This is a genomic window from Phormidesmis priestleyi BC1401, from assembly GCF_001650195.1.
Taxonomy (GTDB): domain Bacteria; phylum Cyanobacteriota; class Cyanobacteriia; order Leptolyngbyales; family Leptolyngbyaceae; genus Phormidesmis_A; species Phormidesmis_A priestleyi_B.
The window spans coordinates 130,895-151,994 of the sequence record NZ_LXYR01000001.1; the positions used below are offsets into that span (position 1 = coordinate 130,895).

Genomic DNA, 21,100 nt, shown 5'->3' on the forward strand with positions numbered 1-21,100 from the left:
TCATCTCACAGCCGCGTCTGATCAAAATCTACTGCGTGATCACAACGGCTGAATCTCGGATGGAGACTGAATTTGCCACGATCGCCCCTGATAGTGTGCCTGCTCTCCCAATATCCGAATTCCGGCAAGCTGTCGCATTAGCGTCACCATCTCGACTCGCTCGGCATCGCTCAAATAGTCATGTCCGGGCAGCCCACTGTGCGTCTTGTCAGGGTCGCCGCCTGCCTCAAGATAGCGCTGATGAGACACGTCAAGAAGCTCTCTCAGTCTGGCATACTGCTGCCTTTCAAGGTCGGTGGGTTCTCTCATGGGTCTTGCAGCCAGTAAATAGGAACAATCTCACCATCGGCTAGAACAAAGGCGATCGCCAAAATGGGGCTAGCGGTTTCGATACACCAAACCCCGATTTCTGGATCATAGAGCCTTCTTTCAATGAAACCTAATGTTTCGAGGGCATTCAGCACGAGATACTGATCTTCAGTGGGTTCCACGCTTGACTATCACAGTTTCTGCCTCAGAGATTCTACAAGACAATCTCTGAAGCCTCGCTTAATCTCTCTTTACAAAGCGATATCTAACGACTTAATTGATAACGATCGTTTATCTAACGCTACAGAATTTCTCAAGTATTGCTTATCAAAATCCTGATACTATCCTTAATGAAGATGTCACTAAGTCACCCAGTGAGGCGCTTCTTAAAACTTGATTTTAAACTTTGGGATCAAATGTGAAAAGTCGATCCCTCATCGGTGTAATGTACATAGTTGACGACCAAACGTGGTTCAGGCAGATTGTCTGGGCGCTGCTGGTGCTGCTTGCTGAGAAAGATTTGACGATTTAAACAGGAAGGGAGATATGTCGTACGCTCAAACCAAAACCCAGGCTAAAGCCGGGTATAAAGCTGGGGTTCAAGATTACCGCTTAACCTACTACACCCCAGACTACACGCCTAAAGATACCGATATTTTGGCAGCGTTCCGGGTGACTCCTCAGCCTGGCGTTCCCCCCGAAGAAGCCGCCGCCGCAGTTGCCGCAGAATCCTCCACGGGAACCTGGACGACCGTGTGGACAGACCTGCTGACCGACCTCGATCGCTACAAAGGACGCTGCTACGACATCGAACCCGTTAAGGGCGAAGACAGCCAGTTCATCGCCTACATCGCCTATCCGTTAGATTTGTTTGAAGAAGGCTCTGTCACCAACCTGCTGACCTCACTTGTCGGCAATGTGTTTGGTTTTAAAGCTCTCAAAGCGCTGCGTCTAGAAGACCTTCGCATTCCCGTTGCTTATTTGAAGACCTTCCAAGGACCTCCCCACGGCATTCAGGTTGAGCGCGACAAAATCAACAAATATGGTCGCCCCATGCTGGGTTGCACCATCAAGCCGAAGCTCGGTTTGTCGGCTAAAAACTACGGACGCGCCGTTTACGAATGTCTGCGCGGTGGCTTGGACTTCACCAAAGACGACGAAAACATCAACTCCCAGCCCTTCCAACGCTGGCGAGATCGCTTCTTGTTTGTGGCAGATGCGATCCACAAGGCTCAGGCAGAAACCGGAGAAATCAAAGGTCACTACCTAAACTGTACGGCTGCAACGTGCGAAGAAATGCTGAAGCGGGCTGAGTACGCCAAAGAACTCGAAATGCCCATCATCATGCACGACTTCCTGACCGCAGGATTCACCGCCAATACCACGCTGGCGCACTGGTGCCGCGATAACGGAGTCTTGCTGCACATTCACCGCGCCATGCACGCCGTGATCGACCGTCAGAAAAATCACGGCATCCACTTCCGCGTGTTAGCGAAGTGTCTGCGGATGTCGGGTGGCGACCACATTCACACCGGAACCGTTGTTGGTAAGCTCGAAGGCGACAAAGCGATCACTTTGGGTTTCATCGACCTGCTGCGTGAAAACTACATTGAGCGCGATCCGTCTCGTGGTATCTACTTCACTCAAGACTGGGCTTCGATGCCGGGTGTGATGGCAGTCGCGTCGGGTGGTATCCACGTATGGCACATGCCTGCGCTGGTAGACATCTTTGGCGATGATTCTGTCCTGCAATTCGGTGGTGGAACTCTCGGACACCCTTGGGGTAATGCGCCGGGTGCAACCGCAAACCGCGTCGCGCTCGAAGCGTGTGTGCAAGCGCGGAACGAAGGTCGTGACCTGATGCGTGAAGGCGGCGACGTGATTCGTGAAGCCTGCCGTTGGTCTCCTGAATTGGCGGCTGCTTGTGAGCTGTGGAAGGAAATCAAGTTTGAGTTTGAGGCTGTCGATACGGTCTGATGATCGGTTGAAATGTTGGGTTTTGGATTTTAGCGTTAACGTTTAATCTAAAATCCAAGCCCTAAATTATTTCGCTCATGGATCTCAAGCGGATTGCGAAAGATACGACAAAGACGCTAACGAGCTACCTGACTTATCAGGCAGTGCGGGTGGTGATCTCCCAGTTGGATGAAACCGAACCTAAGCGTGCCTATTGGCTGCATCAATTCTCAGCGCGAGAAAAGATTCAGGACGGTGAAGCTTATATGCAGGCACTCTTTCGAGAAAGGCAAGACCTTGCATTCCGCATTTTGACGGTGAGAGAGCATCTTGCCAACGAAATTGCTGAGTTTTTGCCAGAGATGCTGCGATCGACGGTTCAGCAAGCCAACATGGAGCAACGCCGCCAGCAGCTAGAACGGATCACGCAATTCGAGTTGACGACTCCCATTTCTTCTCCTGACTCGTCAGAAATCTCTAATGAAGAGGCTTATGACGAGTCGCCCTAACCTTAAGAACGCAAAACCTTCGATCGAGGAAATTCATGAAAACTCTGCCTAAAGAGCGCCATTACGAAACTTTTTCGTATCTCCCTCCGCTAACCGATGCGCAAATCGCTCGTCAGCTCCAATACACGATCGACCAGGGCTATTTCCCTTGTATCGAGTTCAACGAAACGTCTGAACCCGAAACCTACTATTGGACGATGTGGAAGTTGCCTCTGTTTAACGCAACCAGCCCTCAAGAAGTTCTCAACGAAGTGCAGCAGTGCCGCTCTGAGTACTCGAACTGCTACATTCGCATCGTTGCATTTGACAACATTAAGCAGTGTCAGGTGATGAGCTTTATTGTTCACAAACCCGGCAGCAGCAACAACGGCAGCAGCAGTAGCAGCAGCGGTTATCGCTACTAATGTCGATAGGTCGATCTTCTAAGGGATCTCCGATCGTTCCATAAGCTTTAGAAGGGGGATAGTTTGATCTATCTCCCTTTTTTGCTGTTGGGATGACCTTGAATGCGGGTGGTTGTGGGTCATGGCGCGATCGGCGAGACGTTCCACCGAAACGTCTCGACAGCATCGGGTGAATCCATCATCTATTTGGGTCGTGGGTTAATTTGATGTGAGAAAATAAGCAAACTGAAGTCAACGAGTGAACATGGTCAGCGAAGTCAAGACAGTCTCAGGACGCGGCATTCCTCTAGTAGGCAACGATATCGACACCGATCGGATCATTCCCGCCCGTTTTTTGCGGTGCGTCACGTTTGATGGGCTAGGAGCCGATGTGTTTGCCGACGATCGAGCACAAGCCAAGGGTCAACACCCGTTTGATCAATCTCAATACCAGGGCGCTAAAGTTCTCGTGGTCAATGATAATTTTGGCTGTGGCTCTAGTCGCGAACACGCGCCGCAAGCGATCGCTAAGTGGGGAATTGGAGCGATCGTGGGTGAAAGTTTTGCCGAGATCTTTTTTGGTAACTGTGTGGTGATGGGTATTCCCTGTGTGGCGGCTGATTCTACAACGACTAAACAATTGCAGGAAATGGTGACTGCCGATCCTCACGCTGAGATCACCGTCGATCTTGAAGCGATGCAAGTGAAATGCGATAACTTTAGTGCCCCAATTTCGATGGGTGAAGGCTCTCGCATGATGCTGATGGCTGGCACTTGGGATGCGTGTGGTCAACTGGTTGCTCAGAGCGATCGGACTCGTGCCACCGCCGCCACTCTGCCTTATCTCTCTTGGAGCAAACTCGCCTCCTAGCTCGACTTTAGCCTTGTAAGGAGTAGGAAAGGTAGCAAGACTCAGAATAAAATTGAGATAAGGTGATCAGCCAACTCGTTTTGATGTGCTTGTTACGACGCTGATTTGAAATAAAAGACAAACTTAAGAATCTGCTATCTTAGTTTCAGCCTTGATGTGTATCTGCGCTGGGTGATTCAGAGTTTTGAGTGTTAGACGACTGCGATCATAATCTTGTTTATTTAAAAATGTCCCTTCCTATCAATCTTACAAACCGTCAGCAGCAGGTTCTTTGGGCAACAGTGCGTCACTATATCGCCACCGCCGAGCCAGTCGGGTCAGAAGCGCTGGTGAAGGAATATAACCTCAGCGTCAGTTCTGCCACGATTCGCAATGCAATGGGTGTTTTAGAAAAATCAGGGCTGCTTTATCAACCCCACACCTCAGCCGGGAGAATTCCGTCTGATTCTGGCTATCGAATTTATGTAGATAACTTGATCAAACCCTCGATCGAGGCGACCAGTCAAATTGAGCAACTGCTGTCGTGTCGTCTCAATGGTGACGAGTGGAGCTTTGAAGCATTGCTGCGCGGGGCTGCTCAGATTCTCTCAACGTTGAGCGGCTATATCACGCTGATTACGATGCCGCTGACTCGCACGACTGAGTTACGCCATTTGCAGCTTGTGCAGGTTGACCCAGAGCGGATCATGCTGATTGTCGTCACCGATTCTTATGAGACTCGATCTCTGCTGATGGAATTGCCCAAATCCAACGACGACAGCAAACTTGATCCAGAACGGGTCGATCGCGAACTGCAAATTCTCTCAAACTTTTTAAACGAGCAACTGAGAGGACGATCGCCTGCCGATCTCGCCACCCTCGACTGGAGCGAGTTGGGACGCGAGTTTGAACGCTATAGCCATTCGCTCACGTCGTTGCTGACTGATCTGACTCGTCGCCTTTCCCAGTCGTCTGCGCTGCCAACCCAGATCTTAATTAGCGGAGTCTCAGAAGTTCTCAGACAGCCCGAATTCTCGGAGCTGCATCACATCAAGACTATTATGCACCTGCTCGAAGAAGAACAACACCAGCTAATGCCGCTGATTTTTGAGCAGCCCGACTCAGACGGATCGGGGCGACGCGTATCTGTTCGCATTGGCTCTGAAAATCTTTTAGAACCGATTCGCGCCTGCACGCTGATTTCTTCGACCTATAGCCGAGGATCTGCGGCAGTCGGCAGCGTAGGGGTTTTGGGTCCGACGCGAATGGTTTATGAAGACACGATCGCCCTCGTTGAAGCCACAGCAGATTATTTGTCAGATGCGCTCGGTTAGGGCTTGTGATATCGCTGATTGTCCGCACTTACGAGAATTTACCCCTGTGAGCGACCCTACAAATTCCTCTGAATCCTCGATCGTAGAACCTTCTCACTCGGCAGAAGATCTGTTTCGGATTTCTCCTCTGATTCGCATCACGCTGCTGAGTTTGTATGGGGCGTTGACGACTCCGCTGCCGTTTCTCTCGGAGGTGACGAAATCGCCAGTTCCGCCTAATTTGCTGTGGGTGGGCATTGCTCTTGGAGCGATCGGACTCTACGCCGTGTTGTGTGAACGGGTTGTCGTAAACCCGCAAGGAATTGAGGTGACGTATCCGCGCTGGGTGCCGAAGTTTTTTCGCAAGGGTTGGCAGTTGCCTTGGGCAGAAGTCAAAGCACTAAAGCCGCGATCGACGGGTCAAGGTGGACTGGTCTACTATTTTCTCAGCCAGTCGGGGCAGGGCTATCTGTTGCCGATGCGCGTCGCTGGATTTGCGCGGCTAGTCCGACGAGTTGAGGCAGAAACCGGAATTGACACAAGAGACGTGAAGCCGTTGTCTCAGCCCTGGATGTATCTCATTCTGCTGGGCTTGACGGTGATGCTGTTGGCGATCGACGGCTGGACAATTTGGACCGCAGCCACACTGACCCCATAATCTAAAATTAAGCAAGGCTGGATGTCATCAGATCAGCCGCCATTTCAAAGTTGGCGGTGACGGATTGCACATCGTCGAGGTCTTCTAAAGCATCCATCAGCTTGAGGAGCGATCGGGCGTGATCGGGCTGAGTGACCTCGATCGTCGTGGTCGGAATCCAGCGCAACTCAACCAGACTGACGGTGTATTGGTCTCTGAGCGTTTGGCTCAACGCTTCCAGATTCTCTACGTCCGTCACGACTTCAGCCACGTTTCCGTCTTCGGTGTCGATCATCTCGTAAGCTTCAGCACCGCCTTCAAGACACGCTTCTAGAAATTCTTCTTCGTCTACTGGATCGTTTTCAAGAGTCCGATTGCGCCCCCGTTTGACCTGTGAAGTCGTCATCGCCACTTCAACGATGCCCTTTTGCTCAAACATCCAGCCGACGCACCCAGATTCGCCCAAGTTGCCGCCGTTTTTGCTAAACGCTTCTCTGAGGGTGGCGGCGGTGCGATTGCGATTGTCAGTGAGTGCCTCGATTAAAACCGCGACTCCACCAGAGCCATAGCCTTCATAGCGAATGGCTTCTAACTCAGTGCTGTCTGCGCCTTTGCCTGCACCTTTGGCGATCGCTCGATCGATGTTGTCTGCGGGAATGCTGGCGGCTTTAGCTTTCTCGATCGCCGTGCGAAGCTGAAAGTTTGCCGCCGGATCGGGTACACCGCTGCGAGCCGCTACGATAATTTCTCGCGAGATTTTGGTGAAGACTTTGCCTTTAACCGCATCGACTCGTGCTTTTTGGCGCTTAATATTCGCCCACTTACTATGTCCTGCCATATTGGAATGAAACTAGATGCTGATAGTAGATTCAATCTAAACGATCGCGGCGTTTTTCAACCTTTTCCCCCGGTGAAGGTGACTCCTTGAATGAAGTATCGGTTAAAAAAGGCGTAGATTGCCAAAGCAGGAAGCGTAGAAATCATGGAGGCTGCCATGATGTAATTCCAGTAAGTAACGTATTGACCCTTAAATGCATTTAGCCCTAAAGGAAGTGTAAACATTTCTGGGTTAGACATGACCACCAAAGGCAGTAAAAATTCATTCCAGGAACCCATAAAAATAAAAATTGTTTGAGCCGCTAGTGCGGGTTTTGCGAGAGGCATCACGACCTGAAAGAAGGTTTCAAATCGATTTAATCCATCGAGTGCGGCGGCTTCTTCTAACTCTTTGGGGAAGTTGAGAAAAAATTGTCGCATCATAAAAATAAAGGTGGCATTCACAAGTGCAGGTGCAATCAAACCTTGATAAGAATTGAGCCAACCAAACGACTTAAGAATCAAGAACTTAGGTAAGAGAGTGATTTGTCCTGGTATGACTAAGACCGCTAAAACCAACACGAACAAGAGCCGATTTCCAGGGAATTTAATTCGAGCGAGTGCATAGCCTGCCATTGAGTTAAATAGCAAATTAAAGAGGGTGACTGTAACAGCAACCATGACGCTATTAGCTAACCATCTTCCAAATAAAGGTTCTTGCAAAAAGATGGTTTTGTAGTTCTCTAATGTGAAGGCTTTAGGAATGAAATCTGCCCCTCCTGCTGAGATTTCTGGTAGTGATTTAAATGAAGCAGACAGCGCCCAAGTAAACGGAATAAATGTGATGAACGCATAGACAGCAAGCGCTGCGTAAAGAAGCCATATCCACGATCGAGCCGATTTTGCAATCATGTTTCACCTCTAATCTAATGATTCTTCTTTAAACAAACTGCGTTGAATTAGCGTCACCGTCATAATCACCAGTGCCAACATCAGAGTCAACGCCAGCGCATATCCCATATCCAGATTTTTGAAGGCATATTGATAGATAAGAAGCACGATCGTCAGAGTTGCGTTATTCGGTCCTCCTGATCCGCTTGAGAAAATATAGGACTGATCGAATAACTGAAAGGTGCCAATAATTCCCATCACAATCACAAAGAACGTTACAGGTTTAAGAAATGGCAGTGTGATGCACCAAAACTTCTCCCACGGAGCTGCACCATCGATCGAGGCTGCCTCATATAAACTCTCTGGAATATCCTGCAGTGCCGCTAAATAAATCACCATAAAAAGCGGAGCAGTTGCCCAAATATTCATTAGCATAATGCCTTTAAGTGCAACATCTGGATCGCCTAGCCAGTTATAGGTCGGAAGCCCAAAAAAGCCGAGGAAGCTATTGAGTAAACCGTTTGTGTTGTAAATCCACATAAAGATCAATGTGAGAACGGCTGACGATGTGACGGTTGGCAGAAAAAACGCGACCCGAAACCAGCTTTTTCCTTTGATGTTGGTGTTGAGAATCAAGGCTAGTCCAAGCGCTAAAATTGTTTGGATAGGAACGACGATCGCCACATATTCAGCCGTGTTTTTCAGCGCAATCCAGACTCGCTCGTCTGATCTCATTCGCACAAAGTTTTTGAACCCTGCGAATTGAAAGCTGACTTCACCTAAAAGCTGAACTCGGTAAAAAGCCAGCACGATCGTAAAGATAACAGGGACGATTAGAAAGATTCCTAAAACGACGATTGCCGGAGTCATAAATAGATAGCCCGACACCGTTTCTCGTGTACTTTGCTTATTCCAGATGGTTTTGTTTAGCATATCGATTAATTGGATAAATAGATTTCTCGGTTCGCAGTGTCTTGAGCTTTTTGCATTGCATCTTTGAGCGATTGCTGACCGATTAAAGCACTTACAAATTGATTGTCGAAGTTGGTCAAAATTGTAGGTAATGTTTCTCCTGCTTGCCAAATCGTTGCATACGTTGATCCGGCAATTAATGGAGCGTAAAGAGAGTGACGATCGGAGTCTAATCCCTTCAGCACCGATCGTCGAGACGGTAAAGCAAAGCCTTGGCTTCCTGATTCTTTCATTGTGGCTTCGCTAGTTAAATATTCAATGAGTTTCCAGGCAGCTTCTTTTTGGGTTGACTTACGATTCATCACGTAAGCAACGGTGTAAGCCATTGTGCCTTTTCTATTATTAATCGTTGGAACTTCCGCGGTCGAAAATTTCAAATTGGGAAACGTTTCTTTAAAGTAGGGAATCGTCCAGGCACCCGACAGCATCATCGCGGCTTTTCCCTGCCCAAACATATCATCGCCTGAGCTAGCCCCCACATCAGAGGGTTGAGCCGATGAGCGATCGTGGCGATATTGCTCAATCACAAGCTGTAAACCTTTTAAACTTTCTGGTGTGGCGAAGGCTGCATAGTGGTTACGATCGACCAACTCACCACCAAATGCTTGAATAATAAATTGCTGTCTAGGCAACTCTGGAGTGATGCCAAATCCATATTGATTGACTTTGCCAGTTTGGTCATAAAGCGTCAACTTTTTTGAATATTCAATTAGCTGATTCCATGTTTTGGGAGGTTGCTGAATCTTTGCTTTGGCGAATGCCGTCTCGTTATAGAAAAGAGCTAACGTAGAGAAATCCTTTGGAATGCCGTAGAGGTTTCCGTTCCGCTTAAAGGCATTGATTAAATTAGGTTCAAAGTCAGCTAGATTAAACTCAGACTTGATGTATGAATTCAGAGGTTCTAATACCTCATATTTCATTAATAAAGGGGCTTCAAAGGCATCTAAATAAAAAACATCGGGGGCGACTTCTCCAATTAAACGAGTTTTGATCACATCCATATATTGACTGTTGATCACTTCATGTTTAACTTTGATATTGGGATATTTCGCTTCAAATTGGTCAATTACTTTTTCTAAAAGTCGAGACTCGATCGGGTTACTCTGCCAGCCACTCAGTGTAATCTCGATCGCCCCTTCATTCTTATCACCAGAACGACACGAGTTTGTTAACAAAAGTAAAGCTGAAAATGCCAAACTAGAAAGCAGCTTTTTCATAGAGAAGTTTTTTAAAAACCGTATCTGATGAGCATTATCGAGGGTGTTAAATCTGAATCTGACTCTCGTAAGACAGACTTTAGAACAAAAGCGTTTCAAGTTGAGATAATGATGTTCAGATTCGCAAAGATGACGGAGTAGCGCTCAATGATTTTGCAACAATTTGCAGCGTTTTTAAGAAGGCAAAATGGTTGGAAGTTCTGGTCTGGAGCGATCGCCCTGTGTCTCAGCCTTCTGCTATCAGGATGTCAGGCACCTGCACGATCGTCCGATGTGACTCAGTTAACGCTTTGGCAAGGAGTCAATCCGCCTCCTAATCGCGACGTTTTGCAAAGACTGGTCAATAAATTTAACCAGCAGCATCCAGACATTCAGGTTGAATCGCTGTATGTGGGGCAGGGCGATCAGCAGATGCCCAAAATTCTCTCAGCCGTGGTGGGTAACGCTGCCCCCGATATGCTGTGGTTTGCGCCCATGTTGACTGGGCAACTTGTTGAATTAAATGCGCTGCGATCGCTAGACGATTTTCTATCTGCTTCGCCCCTCAAGGCACAGCTTGATCCTGCCCTTTTGGACACGATGACCTACGAGGGACACGTTTGGTCAATTCCTTTCGGCGCAAATAATGTCGGAATTTTTTATCGTCCCAGTCTGTTTAAAGCGGCTGGAATCACTGAACTCCCCAAAACCTGGGAAGACTTTCGGCAAGTGGCAAAGCGGCTGACTCGTGACACCAATGGAGACGGGCGCATAGACACCCACGGGATTTTGCTTCCGCTTGGCAAAGGTGAATGGAGCGTGTTTACGTGGCTACCGTTTATGTGGAGCGGCGGCGGCGAATTGATCGAGAAAAAAGAAATTCTGCGATACGGCAACCGGATTAATACAGGTTCTGTTGTGACAGAAACCGTGAACATTGTGAATGAGGGAGCGATCGCGGCTCTGCAACTCTGGCGCGATTTGATTCAAGACGGTTCGGCAATTCTCTCGCAGCCAGAACGAGGCTATGAATTAGACGGCTTTCTTGCTGGAAAAGTAGCGATGCAGCTATCAGGTCCGTGGACGTTAGGACAATTGCAATCCACTAAAGTCGATTTTGGAGTGTTGCCGATTCCGATCGGGGCACGACCCGCCACGGCGATCGGCGGTGAAAATCTGTTTCTGTTTAAATCGACTCCAGAGCGGGAACGAGCCGCCTTTACGTTTGCAGAATATGTGATGAGTGACGAATTTCAAACCGAATGGGCGATCGGAACGGGCTATTTACCCATCAATCTCAAATCTCGTAAAAATCCCGACTATCTGGCGTTCAAAGCTCAACAGCCTGCCGTCGATGTATTTCTGCAACAGGCAAAATATGGACGATCGCGCCCCATCTTTCCCGGCTACAACCGCATCTCAGATAATTTGGGACGGGCGATCGAGGCGACCTTGCTCGATCGGAGTTCTCCGGTAGACGCGTTAAAAGCCTCTCAGCAGCGACTCGATCTGATCTTTAAGTAGTCGTTGTCTAAACCTATTTCTAGCTATACAAGGCAACCGCATCATAGCTTCGATGCACAGAGAGCCGCGCCAATTAGCCCAACGTTTGGGTTGAGAACTACATGAACCGGGATGCGTTCTAAAATCGATCCCATTCGACCTTTGTGAATAAAGGCAGTGAGAAAACCGCCCTCCTCAATTAAGGGCAGAATCTTCGCCGCGATGCCACCTGCAACATACACACCCGCGTAAGGGAGAAGTTTTAGCGCTAAATTTCCTGCTTCAGCGCCGTAGGCTTCGACAAACATTTGCATCGTTTTTTCAGACAGCAAATCGCGATTTTCTAACGCCGCGATCGCGATTTCTGCTGCCGGATCGACGGTTTTCTCGCTGCGTCCTGCCTGAGACTCCCAATCTCTAACCACGTTACCCACTTCAGAAGATTCTGTAGCAAATTGACGATCGCGCAAAAACTGATAGATCGCCACCACGCCCTGACCCGACACCACACGCTCGGCTGAAATGCGATCGATATGATGTTTGTCGAGCAAATAGCGAGAAAGCTGAAACTCTAGCTCCGATCGGGGTGCAAAATCTGCGTGTCCGCCTTCGGAGCCAAACACCTGATAGCCTTCTCCTGTATGAATGAGATAGCCTTGCCCTAATCCTGTTCCTGCACCTAAAACCGCGATCGGAGCTTTTTCCTGCGGGTGTCCGGCTTGCAGCAGATGCAGATCTGACTCGCCCAAGCCCAACACGCCATAGCCAACCGCTTCAAAGTCATTAATCAGAGAGATTTTAGAAATCGCCAACACTTGCGACATCCGATCGGCTTCTAAAGTCCAGCCGACGTTGGTGACTTTTGAAGTGTTGTTGATCACAGGTCCGGCGATCGCAAAACAGGCTTTCTCAGGCGAAAACGTCTGTCCCAATTCGCGATCGGCAGCCGCCAGAAACGTCTGCACCATCGGCACCAAATCAGGAAAATCACGACTGAGATATCGCACCTCGTAGAGCGCCTGCAGCGAGTCTTCTGATTTGACCAATCGCAAAATCGTCTTCGTTCCGCCGATGTCTCCCGCCAGCAACACAGTCATCGAGATTCTCCTTCAATTACCCGAAATTTAAGCGGCTCCTCTAAACCAGTGAGCGATCGCTCACACAGGCAAATTTGCACGAGGATCAAAGGTTTCTAACTGACGTAGCTTTTCATAGAGTTCGCGTTCTTGAGCCGTTATTTCTTTAGGCATCACAATTTGCAATTCAACAATTTGGTCGCCCCGTTCTTTGGGCAAATCGCCCCGCTCATCGCTGCCGATTTCGGGATAGCCTTTATTTGCCAATCGCAACCGCTGACCCGATCGCACCCCGCTCGGAATCGTCATTTTGACCAAGCCGTCTAAAGTTGGAACCTCGATCGCGCCGCCCAACACTGCCTCACTGGGCGTAATAGGCAACTGACACACGACATCAGAACTTTCTAACTTAAAGAACGGATGCGGTGACACCTCAATTTTGAGATATAGATTGCCCCCTGACATCCCCTGTCCCTTCAGTCGAATTCGTTGCCCCGTGACCATGCCAGCAGGCATATTGACTTCGAGCGATCGCCCATCTTCGAGTCGAATTCGCTCTCGCCCACCTGAGTAAGCTTTTTCTAACGGCACGGTGAGGCGTGCTTCGGCATCGCGGCGAGTCGTCGTCGATCGCTCGCTAGGAATGGTATAGCTCGTTTTGCTCGTGCCAGGACGGTAGTAGTCAGTTTGGGGCGGTCGGGTGCTCGTGGTGTTGGTTGTCACACGCCGATTCAGCAACTGATCGACAAAATCGTTGAAGTTGCGATATTCACCAAAATCTGCTTCTTGCGAGCCATTGCTGCCTGCTTTGTTCCAGGCATTTTTTGCGGCTCTGGCGGCTCCTTGAAATCCTCTTTGCTGCCAAAACTTGCCGAACTGGTCATACTGCGATCGCTTAGTGACATCTCCCAGCACTTCATACGCTTCGCCGAGTTCTTTAAACTTCTCCTCAGCCGCTTGGTCGCCAGGGTTGACATCGGGGTGATATTTGCGGGCTAGTTTGCGATACGCCGTCTTGATTTCGTCGCTCGTCGCATCTTTTTCGACCCCCAAGATTTCGTAATAATTTCTGAAATTCTGCATAGCGTTCAAGCAAGGAGGAAAAAACTATCAAAGGTGAGGGATGAAGCTGAGATAGCGTCATCCTTCAAACGTTCTACAGCCAATCGTCTTCGTCGTCCCAGTTGTCTTGGCTGTAGTTGGGGCGACCCGGACGTTTTTTGGAGGTGTCACCCCGATTTGGGCGACGATCGCCAGCGTCGTAAGGGACATCGCTGCGGGTTCCATAGGGATCACTTTGAGAACTCCGTTTCGGCGCGCCGTTGTCTCGAATTCCAGACGGGTCATTGCGCGGTGGACGGGCAGGAGGATAGTCATTCTGTCTCGGCGAGTCAGCGTCGTTGCGTCTCGGAGCAGTGTAGTCGCGATCGCCATAAGAATCGCGTGAATCTCGACTAGGTGCATTTCCAGAACCGTTATTGCGTCTCGGCACGTCGCGATCGCGGGGCACATTTCCAGAATCATTGTTGCGTCTCGGCGCATCATAGTCTCTGGAGGGGTTTCCAGAATCATTGTTGCGTCTCGGCGCGTCGTAGTCGCGATCGCGAGGCACATTCCCAGAATCACCGTTGCGTCTGGGCGCGTCGTAATCGTTATTGCGTCTCGGTTCTGAAGAATAGTCGCGAGGCACGTTTCCAGAATCGTATCCGTCTCGTGAGTCGCGTCTGGGCAGATCATAGTCGCGGCGAGAACCATAATCGTAGGGATCTTGTCGAGGCGCATCCCAGCCGTTATCACGTCGGGCACCATTATCGTAAGGGTCGCGACGATCGTTGTAGTAGTCGTAATCGTCGTCATCGTCGAGAAAGAATTTTTTGATTGACTCAAAGAAGCCGCCTTCTTCGTCACCCTGATTTTGCTGATAGACTTCTCGGTTTAGCTCATAGAGAACGTCTTTAAGATCGGCTTCGGCAATGTCAACCCCTCGATCGTTGTTGTCTGCTAGAGCTTCCCGGAGTTGTCGAATCAGTGGCTCAATTCGCGATCGGTAGCCGCTGACAAACTGCATTCCAAAATCGAGGGTTGCTTCTCGAAGCTGCCGTTCGGCTTGAAAGGTCAGCGCTTCCGCCCGATTGCGCTTCTCGATTTTTTCTTTGCGAAGTCGATCGACCTCTGCAAACTCTTCGGCATTGCGAATCATCTGCCGCACTTCTTCTTCGCCCAGCGTCGAAGCGCCCTGAACGGTGATGCTCTGCTCTCGTCCCGTGGTGCGATCCATTGCGGTGACTTGCAAAATGCCGTTGGCATCCACGTCAAACGACACCTGCACTTGAGGAATGCCTCGCGGTGCGGGAGGAATGCCCATTAGCTTAAAGCGACCGAGCGATTTGTTGCCCGATGCCATATCGCGTTCGCCTTGCAGGATATGAACTTCCACCATTGTCTGATTGTCTTCTGAGGTCGAAAACGTGTCCGATCGACGAGTCGGAATCGTCGTGTTGCGAGGGATTAACTTCTTCATGACTCCCCCGATCGTCTCTAAGCCAAACGATAACGGCGTGACATCCAACAGCAGAATATCTTTGATTTCTCCGGCAAGAATTCCTGCCTGAATCGCGGCACCGACTGCGACAACCTCATCGGGGTTGACGTTTTGATTCGGTTCTTTGTTGATGATCGATCGGACGACTTGCTGCACCATCGGAATGCGCGTGGAGCCGCCGACTAGCACAATGTCATCAATATCCGCCGGAGTCATCCCGGCATCACGGAATGCTTGTTTGAGCGGTCCACGCAGTCGCGAGAGCAAATCGCCACAAAATCCTTCAAACTGCGATCGGGTCAGCCGAGTTTCGATGTGCAGCGGTCCATCTTCGTTCGCGTCAATAAAGGGCAGATTAATCTCGGTGACTGCCACCCCGGAGAGTTCAATTTTTGCTTTCTCAGCCGCTTCGGTGAGTCGCTGAAGTGCTTGACGATTGCGTCGCAGATCGACTTTTTCTTTTTCTAGAAATTCTTCAGCTAAGAAGTCCACGATTTTTTCGTCGAAGTCGTTGCCGCCTAACTGCGTGTCGCCGCTCGTGCCTTTGACCTCAAACACCCCATCTCCCACCTCAAGAATGGATACGTCAAACGTACCACCGCCCAAGTCAAACACGAGAATGGTTTCGCTTTGTCCCCGATCGAGTCCATATGCCAAAGATGCCGCCGTTGGCTCATTGAGAACTCGCTTCACGTCCAAGCCAGCAATGCGCCCTGCGTCGCGGGTTGCCTGTCGCTGCGAATCGTTGAAATAAGCGGGAACGGTAATCACGGCTCCACTAATCGGCTCGCCCAGATAGCGCGCCGCTTCATCTGCCAGCTTTTTGAGAATCATCGCCGAGATTTCTTCGGGGGCAAAGGCTCGATCGAGCCTCGGACACTTGATCCGAACGTTGCCCTCTTCATCTTTGCGAATGGTGTAGGGCACTCGCTTCGATTCGGGTGATAGCTCGCCATATCGACGACCAATAAAGCGTTTGACTCCAAAAAAGGTGTTTTGAGGGTCGAGCACCGATTGTCGCCGCGCCATTTGCCCGACCAACCGTTCGCCCTCTTTGTTAATGCCGACCACGGAGGGCGTTGTTCGCATTCCTTCTGCGTTGGCGATGACGACGGGCTTGCCGCCTTCCATAACTGCCACCACCGAGTTTGTAGTCCCCAGGTCAATACCGACTACTCTTCCCATGCCTTGCGGTGCTCCTCGCGTGTCTAACTAAATGTTGAGAACGTTTGCTGGATTCATTCTATCCTGCTAGTGAGGAAGTCAAAAGAATGTGCCCAGGGTTAGGGTCATGACTCGTCGTTCTTCTAGGCTGAAAGGTATACCCCAGTACACTCTGTTCTGATTGAAGTGCATACAGTATGCTTTGCGGGATAATAAAAGTAAGTCATCATTACCTCTTCTGATAACGTGACCTCAGCCCTTCAAAATCATTTCACGATCGTCATCAATGGCGCGACCGTTCGTCTCAAAGACGTGTCGCCGACGATGACCTTGCTGCACTATCTCCGGCAAAGCGGACGCATTGGCACCAAAGAAGGCTGCGGCGATGGCGACTGCGGGGCGTGTACGGTGGCGATCGTGGCTCAAGGCTCTGACGGCAAACCTCACTATCAGGCGATGAATAGCTGTTTAATTCCATTAGGTGCGGTGGCGGGGCGAGAAATCGTTACGGTTGAAGGGGTGAGTCGCGATCGATTGCATCCGGTGCAAACGGCGATGGTGACGACGGGCGGATCGCAGTGTGGCTATTGCACTCCAGGATTTGTGATGAGTTTGTTTGCGGCTTATTACGATCGCGCCTTAAACGATGCCTGTGTCGAAGGCAATCTGTGTCGCTGTACAGGTTATTTAGCGATTCGTCGAGCCGCTCAAGAGGTTGTAGAGAATCAACCGGATGATTCGGACGATCGGTTTCACCAACACCTGCAAACTACCAGTGCGGACTTGAGTGAAATTTCTTATAACGGTAACGATCAATGGTTTTATCGTCCAACGCGACTCCAGGACGTATTGACGCTGATGGAACAGTATCCAGATGCAACGCTGATTGCTGGAGGAACGGATTTAGGATTGGAAATTAGCTATCACCGTCAACACTGCGAGGTAATGATTTCACTCGAAGCAGTGACAGAATTGAAAACGCTGGAAAACACGCTAGAGTTTGTAGAAATCGGGGCAGCCGTGCCGTTAATTCACGTTGAAGAGACACTACGCGGAGTCTTTCCTAGTTTAGATGAAATGCTGCATTGGTTCGCAGCGAGACAGATTCGGACTCGTGCCACGATCGGCGGCAATATTGGAACCGCGTCTCCGATCGGAGATCTCCCGCCCGTTTTGTTGTCCCTTGATGCCGAACTGAAACTTGCTCACTCAATGGGCGATCGCACGATTCCCCTCAGCGATTTTTTCAAAGGCTATCGACAAACCGATTTGCAGCCTGGAGAGGTGATTGTTTCGGTGAAAATTCCGAAAAGCGCATCGACTCGTCGCTTAAGTCAGGCTTATAAAATTGGCAAACGCGGAACCGATGACATTAGTATTGTCGCGGCTGCATTTGTGATCGATCTAGATGAGGATGATCGCATCCTTCACGCTCGACTGGCTTATGGGGGAGTAGCAGCGATTCCGATTCGGGCGATCGCGGTCGAACAAATGCTAATCGGCAAATTTTGGAATCACGAAACCATTCAGCACGTCAAACCAGCGCTCAAGCAGGCATTTACGCCGTTGACCGACTTGAGAGGCAGCGCAGACTATCGAAGTCTCTTAGTTGCCAATTTGTTTGAGAAATTCTTTGTAGAATTTGGGGAAGCACCCATTCAGGCATTGGAGGTGACCGCATGAGCGTCGGCAAACGCAAAAGCCACGAGAGCGCAGAAGCCCATGTCAGCGGCACCGCGATTTACACCGACGATCAGCGCCTTCCATCTGGGATGCTGTCGCTGTTTCCGGTTTTGGCTCCTCATGCGAAGGCGAGAATCACCAAAATCGATGTGTCTGCGGCTTACGAGGTCGAGGGTGTCGTCACCGTTTTGACCGCAGACGACGTTCCTGGCGAAAACAACACGGGAGTCATTGTCCACGATGAGATCTTGCTTGCCACCGATGAAGTCAGCTATTGGGGGCAGGCAGTGATTTGGGTCGCAGGTGAAACCGAGGAAGCCGCACGACTAGGAGCCGAAAAAGTCATTGTTACCTATGAGACACTCGACCCGATTCTCAGCATTAAAGACGCGATCGTGGCTCAAAGTTTCCACCACTCACCTCAAGTCGTGCGTCGCGGCGATCCCCAAACGGCTCTCCAATCCGCCGACTTCTGCCTGGATGGAGAAGTCGAAATGAATGGACAAGACCATTTCTATCTCGAAACTCAAACGAGTTGGGTCATCCCCGATGGCGAAGGACATTATCAGGTTTATTCATCGACCCAGCACCCGACCGAAACTCAGATTATTGTGGCGCGCGTGTTGGGCATCGCCAGCAATCAAGTGGTCGTCACCTGTTTGAGAATGGGCGGCGGATTTGGCGGCAAAGAATCACAAGCAAACCCCTTTGCATCGGTAGCAGCGATCGCGGCTCACAAAACAGGTCGTCCGGCGCGAGTCAAGCTGAGACGACATCACGACATGATTCTCACGGGCAAACGGCACGGCTATTTAGGGCAATACCACGTTGGATTCACCGCCGACGGATTGATTACCGCGTTGGATGTTGATCTCTATGCCGATGGCGGTTGGAGTCTCGACTTGTCTCCTCCTGTGCTGCTGCGAGCCATGCTGCACGTCGATAACACCTACTACATTCCGCACCTCGAAGTGAGGGGACGAATTGCGAAATTGAATCGTGTCTCAAACACGGCGTTTCGGGGGTTTGGCGGTCCTCAAGGAATGGTGGTGATTGAAGATATTCTCGATCGCGTCGCCCGAACCCTAAATCTGCCGCCCGATGTGGTGCGCGAACGTAACTTCTATCACGGCACAGGTGAAACCAACACCACTCACTACGGACAAGAACTCTACGACAACCGCCTCGCCCGAATTTGGCACGAAGCAAAAGCGTTGCGAAGCAGTTCTCCGTCTGGAGTGGTCGCTAATTTTGCAGAACGGCAGGTCGCGATCGCCCAATTCAATCAAGCCAATCTCCACAAAAAACGCGGCATTGCGATCACGCCCGTTAAGTTCGGCATCTCATTCAACAAAACTCAATATAACCAAGCCGGGGCGCTGATTCTCGTCTACGCCGATGGCAGCATTCAACTCAATCACGGCGGCACCGAGATGGGGCAAGGGCTGCACACCAAAATGCTGCAAGTCGCGGCGCAAACCTTGGGCGTGAGTCTCGATCGCTTTCGCATCATGCCTACGAGTACCGACAAAGTGCCCAACACCTCGGCAACCGCAGCCTCTAGCGGCTCGGATCTCAACGGTCAAGCCGTCAAAAACGCCTGTGAAACCATTCAGTCGCGTCTTGCCACAGTCGCGGTGAGAATGATGACCCTCGACACACCGGAAGATTTAGTCTTTGCCAACGACTGGATTTATTGCCGCAGCTATCCTCAAAATCGCGTTTTGTTTGCCGATGTCGTCAAGCAGGCATACAGCGATCGGATTAGTCTCTCGGCAACGGGCTATTACCGCACGCCCAACATTTATTGGGATGAAACCACAGGCAAAGGCAGACCGTTCTACTATTTCGCCTATGGTGTGGCGGTGAGCGAGGTTGAAGTGGACGGATTCACAGGCACTTTCAAACTGCGTCAGGTTGATATCGTCCATGACGCAGGCGCATCGCTTAATCCCCTCATCGATCAAGGTCAAATAGAGGGTGGCTTTGTGCAGGGCATGGGCTGGTTAACGATGGAAGAATTAGTCTGGGACACGCAAGGACGACTCCGAACGGATGCGCCTAGCACCTACAAAATTCCGACGATCGGAGAAGTGCCCGAACACTTTCAGGTGCATCTGCTCGAACGAGCCGCTCAAGATGGCGTGATCTATGGCAGTAAAGCGATCGGAGAACCTCCCTTTATGCTGGCGATCTCAGTTCGAGAAGCCATTCGAGCAGCGATCGCGGCATTTGGTCAACCGAGTCACGTTCCGCTCACGTCTCCCGCCACGCCTGAAGTCATTTTGTGGGCGATCGAGCAGGTTCGCGCCGAGTCCTTTTCGCTGAACACACCAACCGATCTCGACGTGTTAGTCCCTTCCAAATGATCGAGTTTTATCGGCAGTTTGCTCAATGGTTAAGGCAGGAACCCATTGTTCTCGCCACAGTGACGAGGGTTCAAGGCTCCGTTCCGAGAGAAGTGGGCGCGAAAATGATCATGGGTTCTGATCGGATCTTTGGCACGATCGGGGGCGGCGCAGGCGAAGCAAAGGTGATTCAACACGCGCTAATCGTTCTCGAAACGGCTCAAAAACAGAGTGTTGAAATTGACTTAACAGGCGCACCTCAGCGAGAAACCCAAGGAATTTGCGGCGGCAAAATGCAGGTGTGGTTAGAGCGTTGGTCAGGAGAAGTGGCGATCGCACTGGTTCAATCTATTCTGCATTTGCTCAACGCTGGACGAACTGCAACCTTGGTGACTCCGTTTTATGCTGATTGCTCTCCCTACCTCGTGCATCACCCCGAATCCACACCCAACGCATTCATCGAAACGCTGCAACCGCCACCAACTTTATTAATCATTGGCGCAGGTCATGTAGGCGAACAGTTAGCAAAAGTTGCGCACTTAATCGGGTTTCAAATTATGGTGCATGACGATCGGGCAGAGTGGGCAAATTCACAACGATATCCTCAAGCTGCTGGAATTTTTAATGGCTCGATCGCTGAAGTCATTGAGCAATTTTCAGCCCATTCAAATTTATACGTTGCTCTTGTAACCCGCGGATATCACTACGATTTAGCCGCTTTAGAATGTCTTTTGAAACGGGATAGTGTTTGCGCTTATGTCGGCATGATTGGTAGTGAGAAACGAGTCCGACAGGTGTATCAGGCGCTTGAGAAAATGGGTGTTTCTGAAAGTAAGCTGAAAGGGATTTATGCCCCGATCGGGCTAGAGATTGGGGCGCTAACACCCGAAGAAATCGCTGTCAGCATCGGTGCCGAACTTGTTTTGGTGCGTCGGGGTATAGCTTCCTAATG

19 protein-coding genes are annotated in these 21,100 nt (G+C 50.2%); 10 read left to right on the top strand and 9 right to left on the bottom strand.

Going from position 1 to position 21,100, the window contains the following annotated elements:
- Positions 1-39 precede the first annotated feature (39 nt).
- Both A8707_RS00675 and A8707_RS00680 read right to left on the bottom strand, forming a co-directional pair.
- Positions 40-309 (bottom strand): hypothetical protein, encoded by a 270-nt coding sequence (locus A8707_RS00675; protein WP_068814345.1) that lies wholly within the window; start codon positions 307-309, stop codon positions 40-42.
- Complete coding sequence (locus A8707_RS00680; RefSeq protein WP_068814346.1) at positions 306-491, bottom strand: hypothetical protein; 186 nt, start codon at positions 489-491, stop codon at positions 306-308. The genes A8707_RS00675 and A8707_RS00680 overlap by 4 nt, the downstream gene beginning before the upstream one ends.
- Positions 492-855: 364 nt before the next feature.
- Here A8707_RS00680 and A8707_RS00685 point away from each other — a divergent pair, with 364 nt between their 5' ends.
- The 6 genes from A8707_RS00685 (at position 856) to A8707_RS00710 (ending at position 5,978) form a co-directional block, all read left to right on the top strand.
- Positions 856-2,286 carry a form I ribulose bisphosphate carboxylase large subunit gene (locus A8707_RS00685; protein ID WP_068814347.1) on the top strand — a complete coding sequence of 477 codons (1,431 nt, stop codon included), beginning with the start codon at positions 856-858 and terminating at the stop codon, positions 2,284-2,286.
- 77 nt (positions 2,287-2,363) lie between these two features.
- Entirely contained in the window at positions 2,364-2,774 is a 411-nt protein-coding gene (gene rcbX, locus A8707_RS00690; RefSeq protein WP_068814348.1) for a RuBisCO chaperone RbcX, read from the top strand.
- A 35-nt stretch (positions 2,775-2,809) separates the two neighbouring features.
- On the top strand, positions 2,810-3,178 hold the full coding sequence (locus tag A8707_RS00695) for a ribulose bisphosphate carboxylase small subunit (protein ID WP_068814349.1): 369 nt from the start codon (positions 2,810-2,812) through the stop codon (positions 3,176-3,178).
- Between the two features lie 244 nt (positions 3,179-3,422).
- On the top strand, positions 3,423-4,028 hold the full coding sequence (leuD, locus tag A8707_RS00700) for a 3-isopropylmalate dehydratase small subunit (protein ID WP_068814350.1): 606 nt from the start codon (positions 3,423-3,425) through the stop codon (positions 4,026-4,028).
- 227 nt (positions 4,029-4,255) lie between these two features.
- Positions 4,256-5,341, top strand: coding sequence for a heat-inducible transcriptional repressor HrcA (gene hrcA / locus A8707_RS00705; protein WP_068814482.1), 1,086 nt, complete (start codon positions 4,256-4,258; stop codon positions 5,339-5,341).
- A 46-nt stretch (positions 5,342-5,387) separates the two neighbouring features.
- Positions 5,388-5,978: a hypothetical protein gene (locus A8707_RS00710; protein ID WP_068814483.1), complete on the top strand. Its 591-nt coding sequence runs from the start codon at positions 5,388-5,390 to the stop codon at positions 5,976-5,978.
- 7 nt (positions 5,979-5,985) lie between these two features.
- On the opposite strand, the gene A8707_RS00715 is transcribed toward A8707_RS00710, so the two are convergent.
- The 4 genes from A8707_RS00715 to A8707_RS00730 are packed head-to-tail and all read right to left on the bottom strand — an operon-like array spanning position 5,986 to position 9,853.
- Positions 5,986-6,795: a YebC/PmpR family DNA-binding transcriptional regulator gene (locus A8707_RS00715; protein ID WP_068814351.1), complete on the bottom strand. Its 810-nt coding sequence runs from the start codon at positions 6,793-6,795 to the stop codon at positions 5,986-5,988.
- A 56-nt stretch (positions 6,796-6,851) separates the two neighbouring features.
- Complete coding sequence (locus A8707_RS00720; RefSeq protein ID WP_068814352.1) at positions 6,852-7,685, bottom strand: carbohydrate ABC transporter permease; 834 nt, start codon at positions 7,683-7,685, stop codon at positions 6,852-6,854.
- A gap of 9 nt (positions 7,686-7,694) precedes the next feature.
- On the bottom strand, positions 7,695-8,597 hold the full coding sequence (locus A8707_RS00725) for a carbohydrate ABC transporter permease (protein ID WP_068814353.1): 903 nt from the start codon (positions 8,595-8,597) through the stop codon (positions 7,695-7,697).
- 5 nt (positions 8,598-8,602) lie between these two features.
- Positions 8,603-9,853 carry an ABC transporter substrate-binding protein gene (locus tag A8707_RS00730; protein ID WP_068814354.1) on the bottom strand — a complete coding sequence of 417 codons (1,251 nt, stop codon included), beginning with the start codon at positions 9,851-9,853 and terminating at the stop codon, positions 8,603-8,605.
- A 147-nt stretch (positions 9,854-10,000) separates the two neighbouring features.
- On the opposite strand from A8707_RS00730, the gene A8707_RS00735 reads away from it, so the two are divergent.
- Positions 10,001-11,356, top strand: coding sequence for an ABC transporter substrate-binding protein (locus A8707_RS00735; protein ID WP_082906169.1), 1,356 nt, complete (start codon positions 10,001-10,003; stop codon positions 11,354-11,356).
- Between the two features lie 41 nt (positions 11,357-11,397).
- Here the strand turns inward: A8707_RS00735 and A8707_RS00740 are convergent, their stop codons facing one another.
- The 3 genes from A8707_RS00740 to dnaK all read right to left on the bottom strand — a co-directional run bounded on the left by A8707_RS00740 (position 11,398) and on the right by dnaK (position 16,138).
- On the bottom strand, positions 11,398-12,432 hold the full coding sequence (locus A8707_RS00740; protein WP_068814355.1) for a glucokinase: 1,035 nt from the start codon (positions 12,430-12,432) through the stop codon (positions 11,398-11,400).
- A 60-nt stretch (positions 12,433-12,492) separates the two neighbouring features.
- Positions 12,493-13,494 (bottom strand): DnaJ C-terminal domain-containing protein, encoded by a 1,002-nt coding sequence (locus A8707_RS00745; RefSeq protein ID WP_068814356.1) that lies wholly within the window; start codon positions 13,492-13,494, stop codon positions 12,493-12,495.
- A 73-nt stretch (positions 13,495-13,567) separates the two neighbouring features.
- Positions 13,568-16,138, bottom strand: a complete 2,571-nt coding sequence (dnaK, locus tag A8707_RS00750; RefSeq protein ID WP_068814357.1) for a molecular chaperone DnaK — start codon at positions 16,136-16,138, stop codon at positions 13,568-13,570.
- A gap of 225 nt (positions 16,139-16,363) precedes the next feature.
- Here dnaK and xdhA point away from each other — a divergent pair, with 225 nt between their 5' ends.
- From xdhA to A8707_RS00765, 3 genes are read left to right on the top strand one after another with little or no spacing between them, the layout of a single operon-like run.
- On the top strand, positions 16,364-17,800 hold the full coding sequence (xdhA, locus tag A8707_RS00755) for a xanthine dehydrogenase small subunit (protein ID WP_068814358.1): 1,437 nt from the start codon (positions 16,364-16,366) through the stop codon (positions 17,798-17,800).
- Positions 17,797-20,169 (top strand): xanthine dehydrogenase molybdopterin binding subunit, encoded by a 2,373-nt coding sequence (xdhB, locus tag A8707_RS00760; RefSeq protein WP_068814359.1) that lies wholly within the window; start codon positions 17,797-17,799, stop codon positions 20,167-20,169. Before xdhA ends, xdhB begins: the two co-directional genes overlap by 4 nt.
- Entirely contained in the window at positions 20,166-21,098 is a 933-nt protein-coding gene (locus A8707_RS00765; RefSeq protein WP_068814360.1) for an XdhC family protein, read from the top strand. Before xdhB ends, A8707_RS00765 begins: the two co-directional genes overlap by 4 nt.
- Positions 21,099-21,100 lie beyond the last annotated feature (2 nt).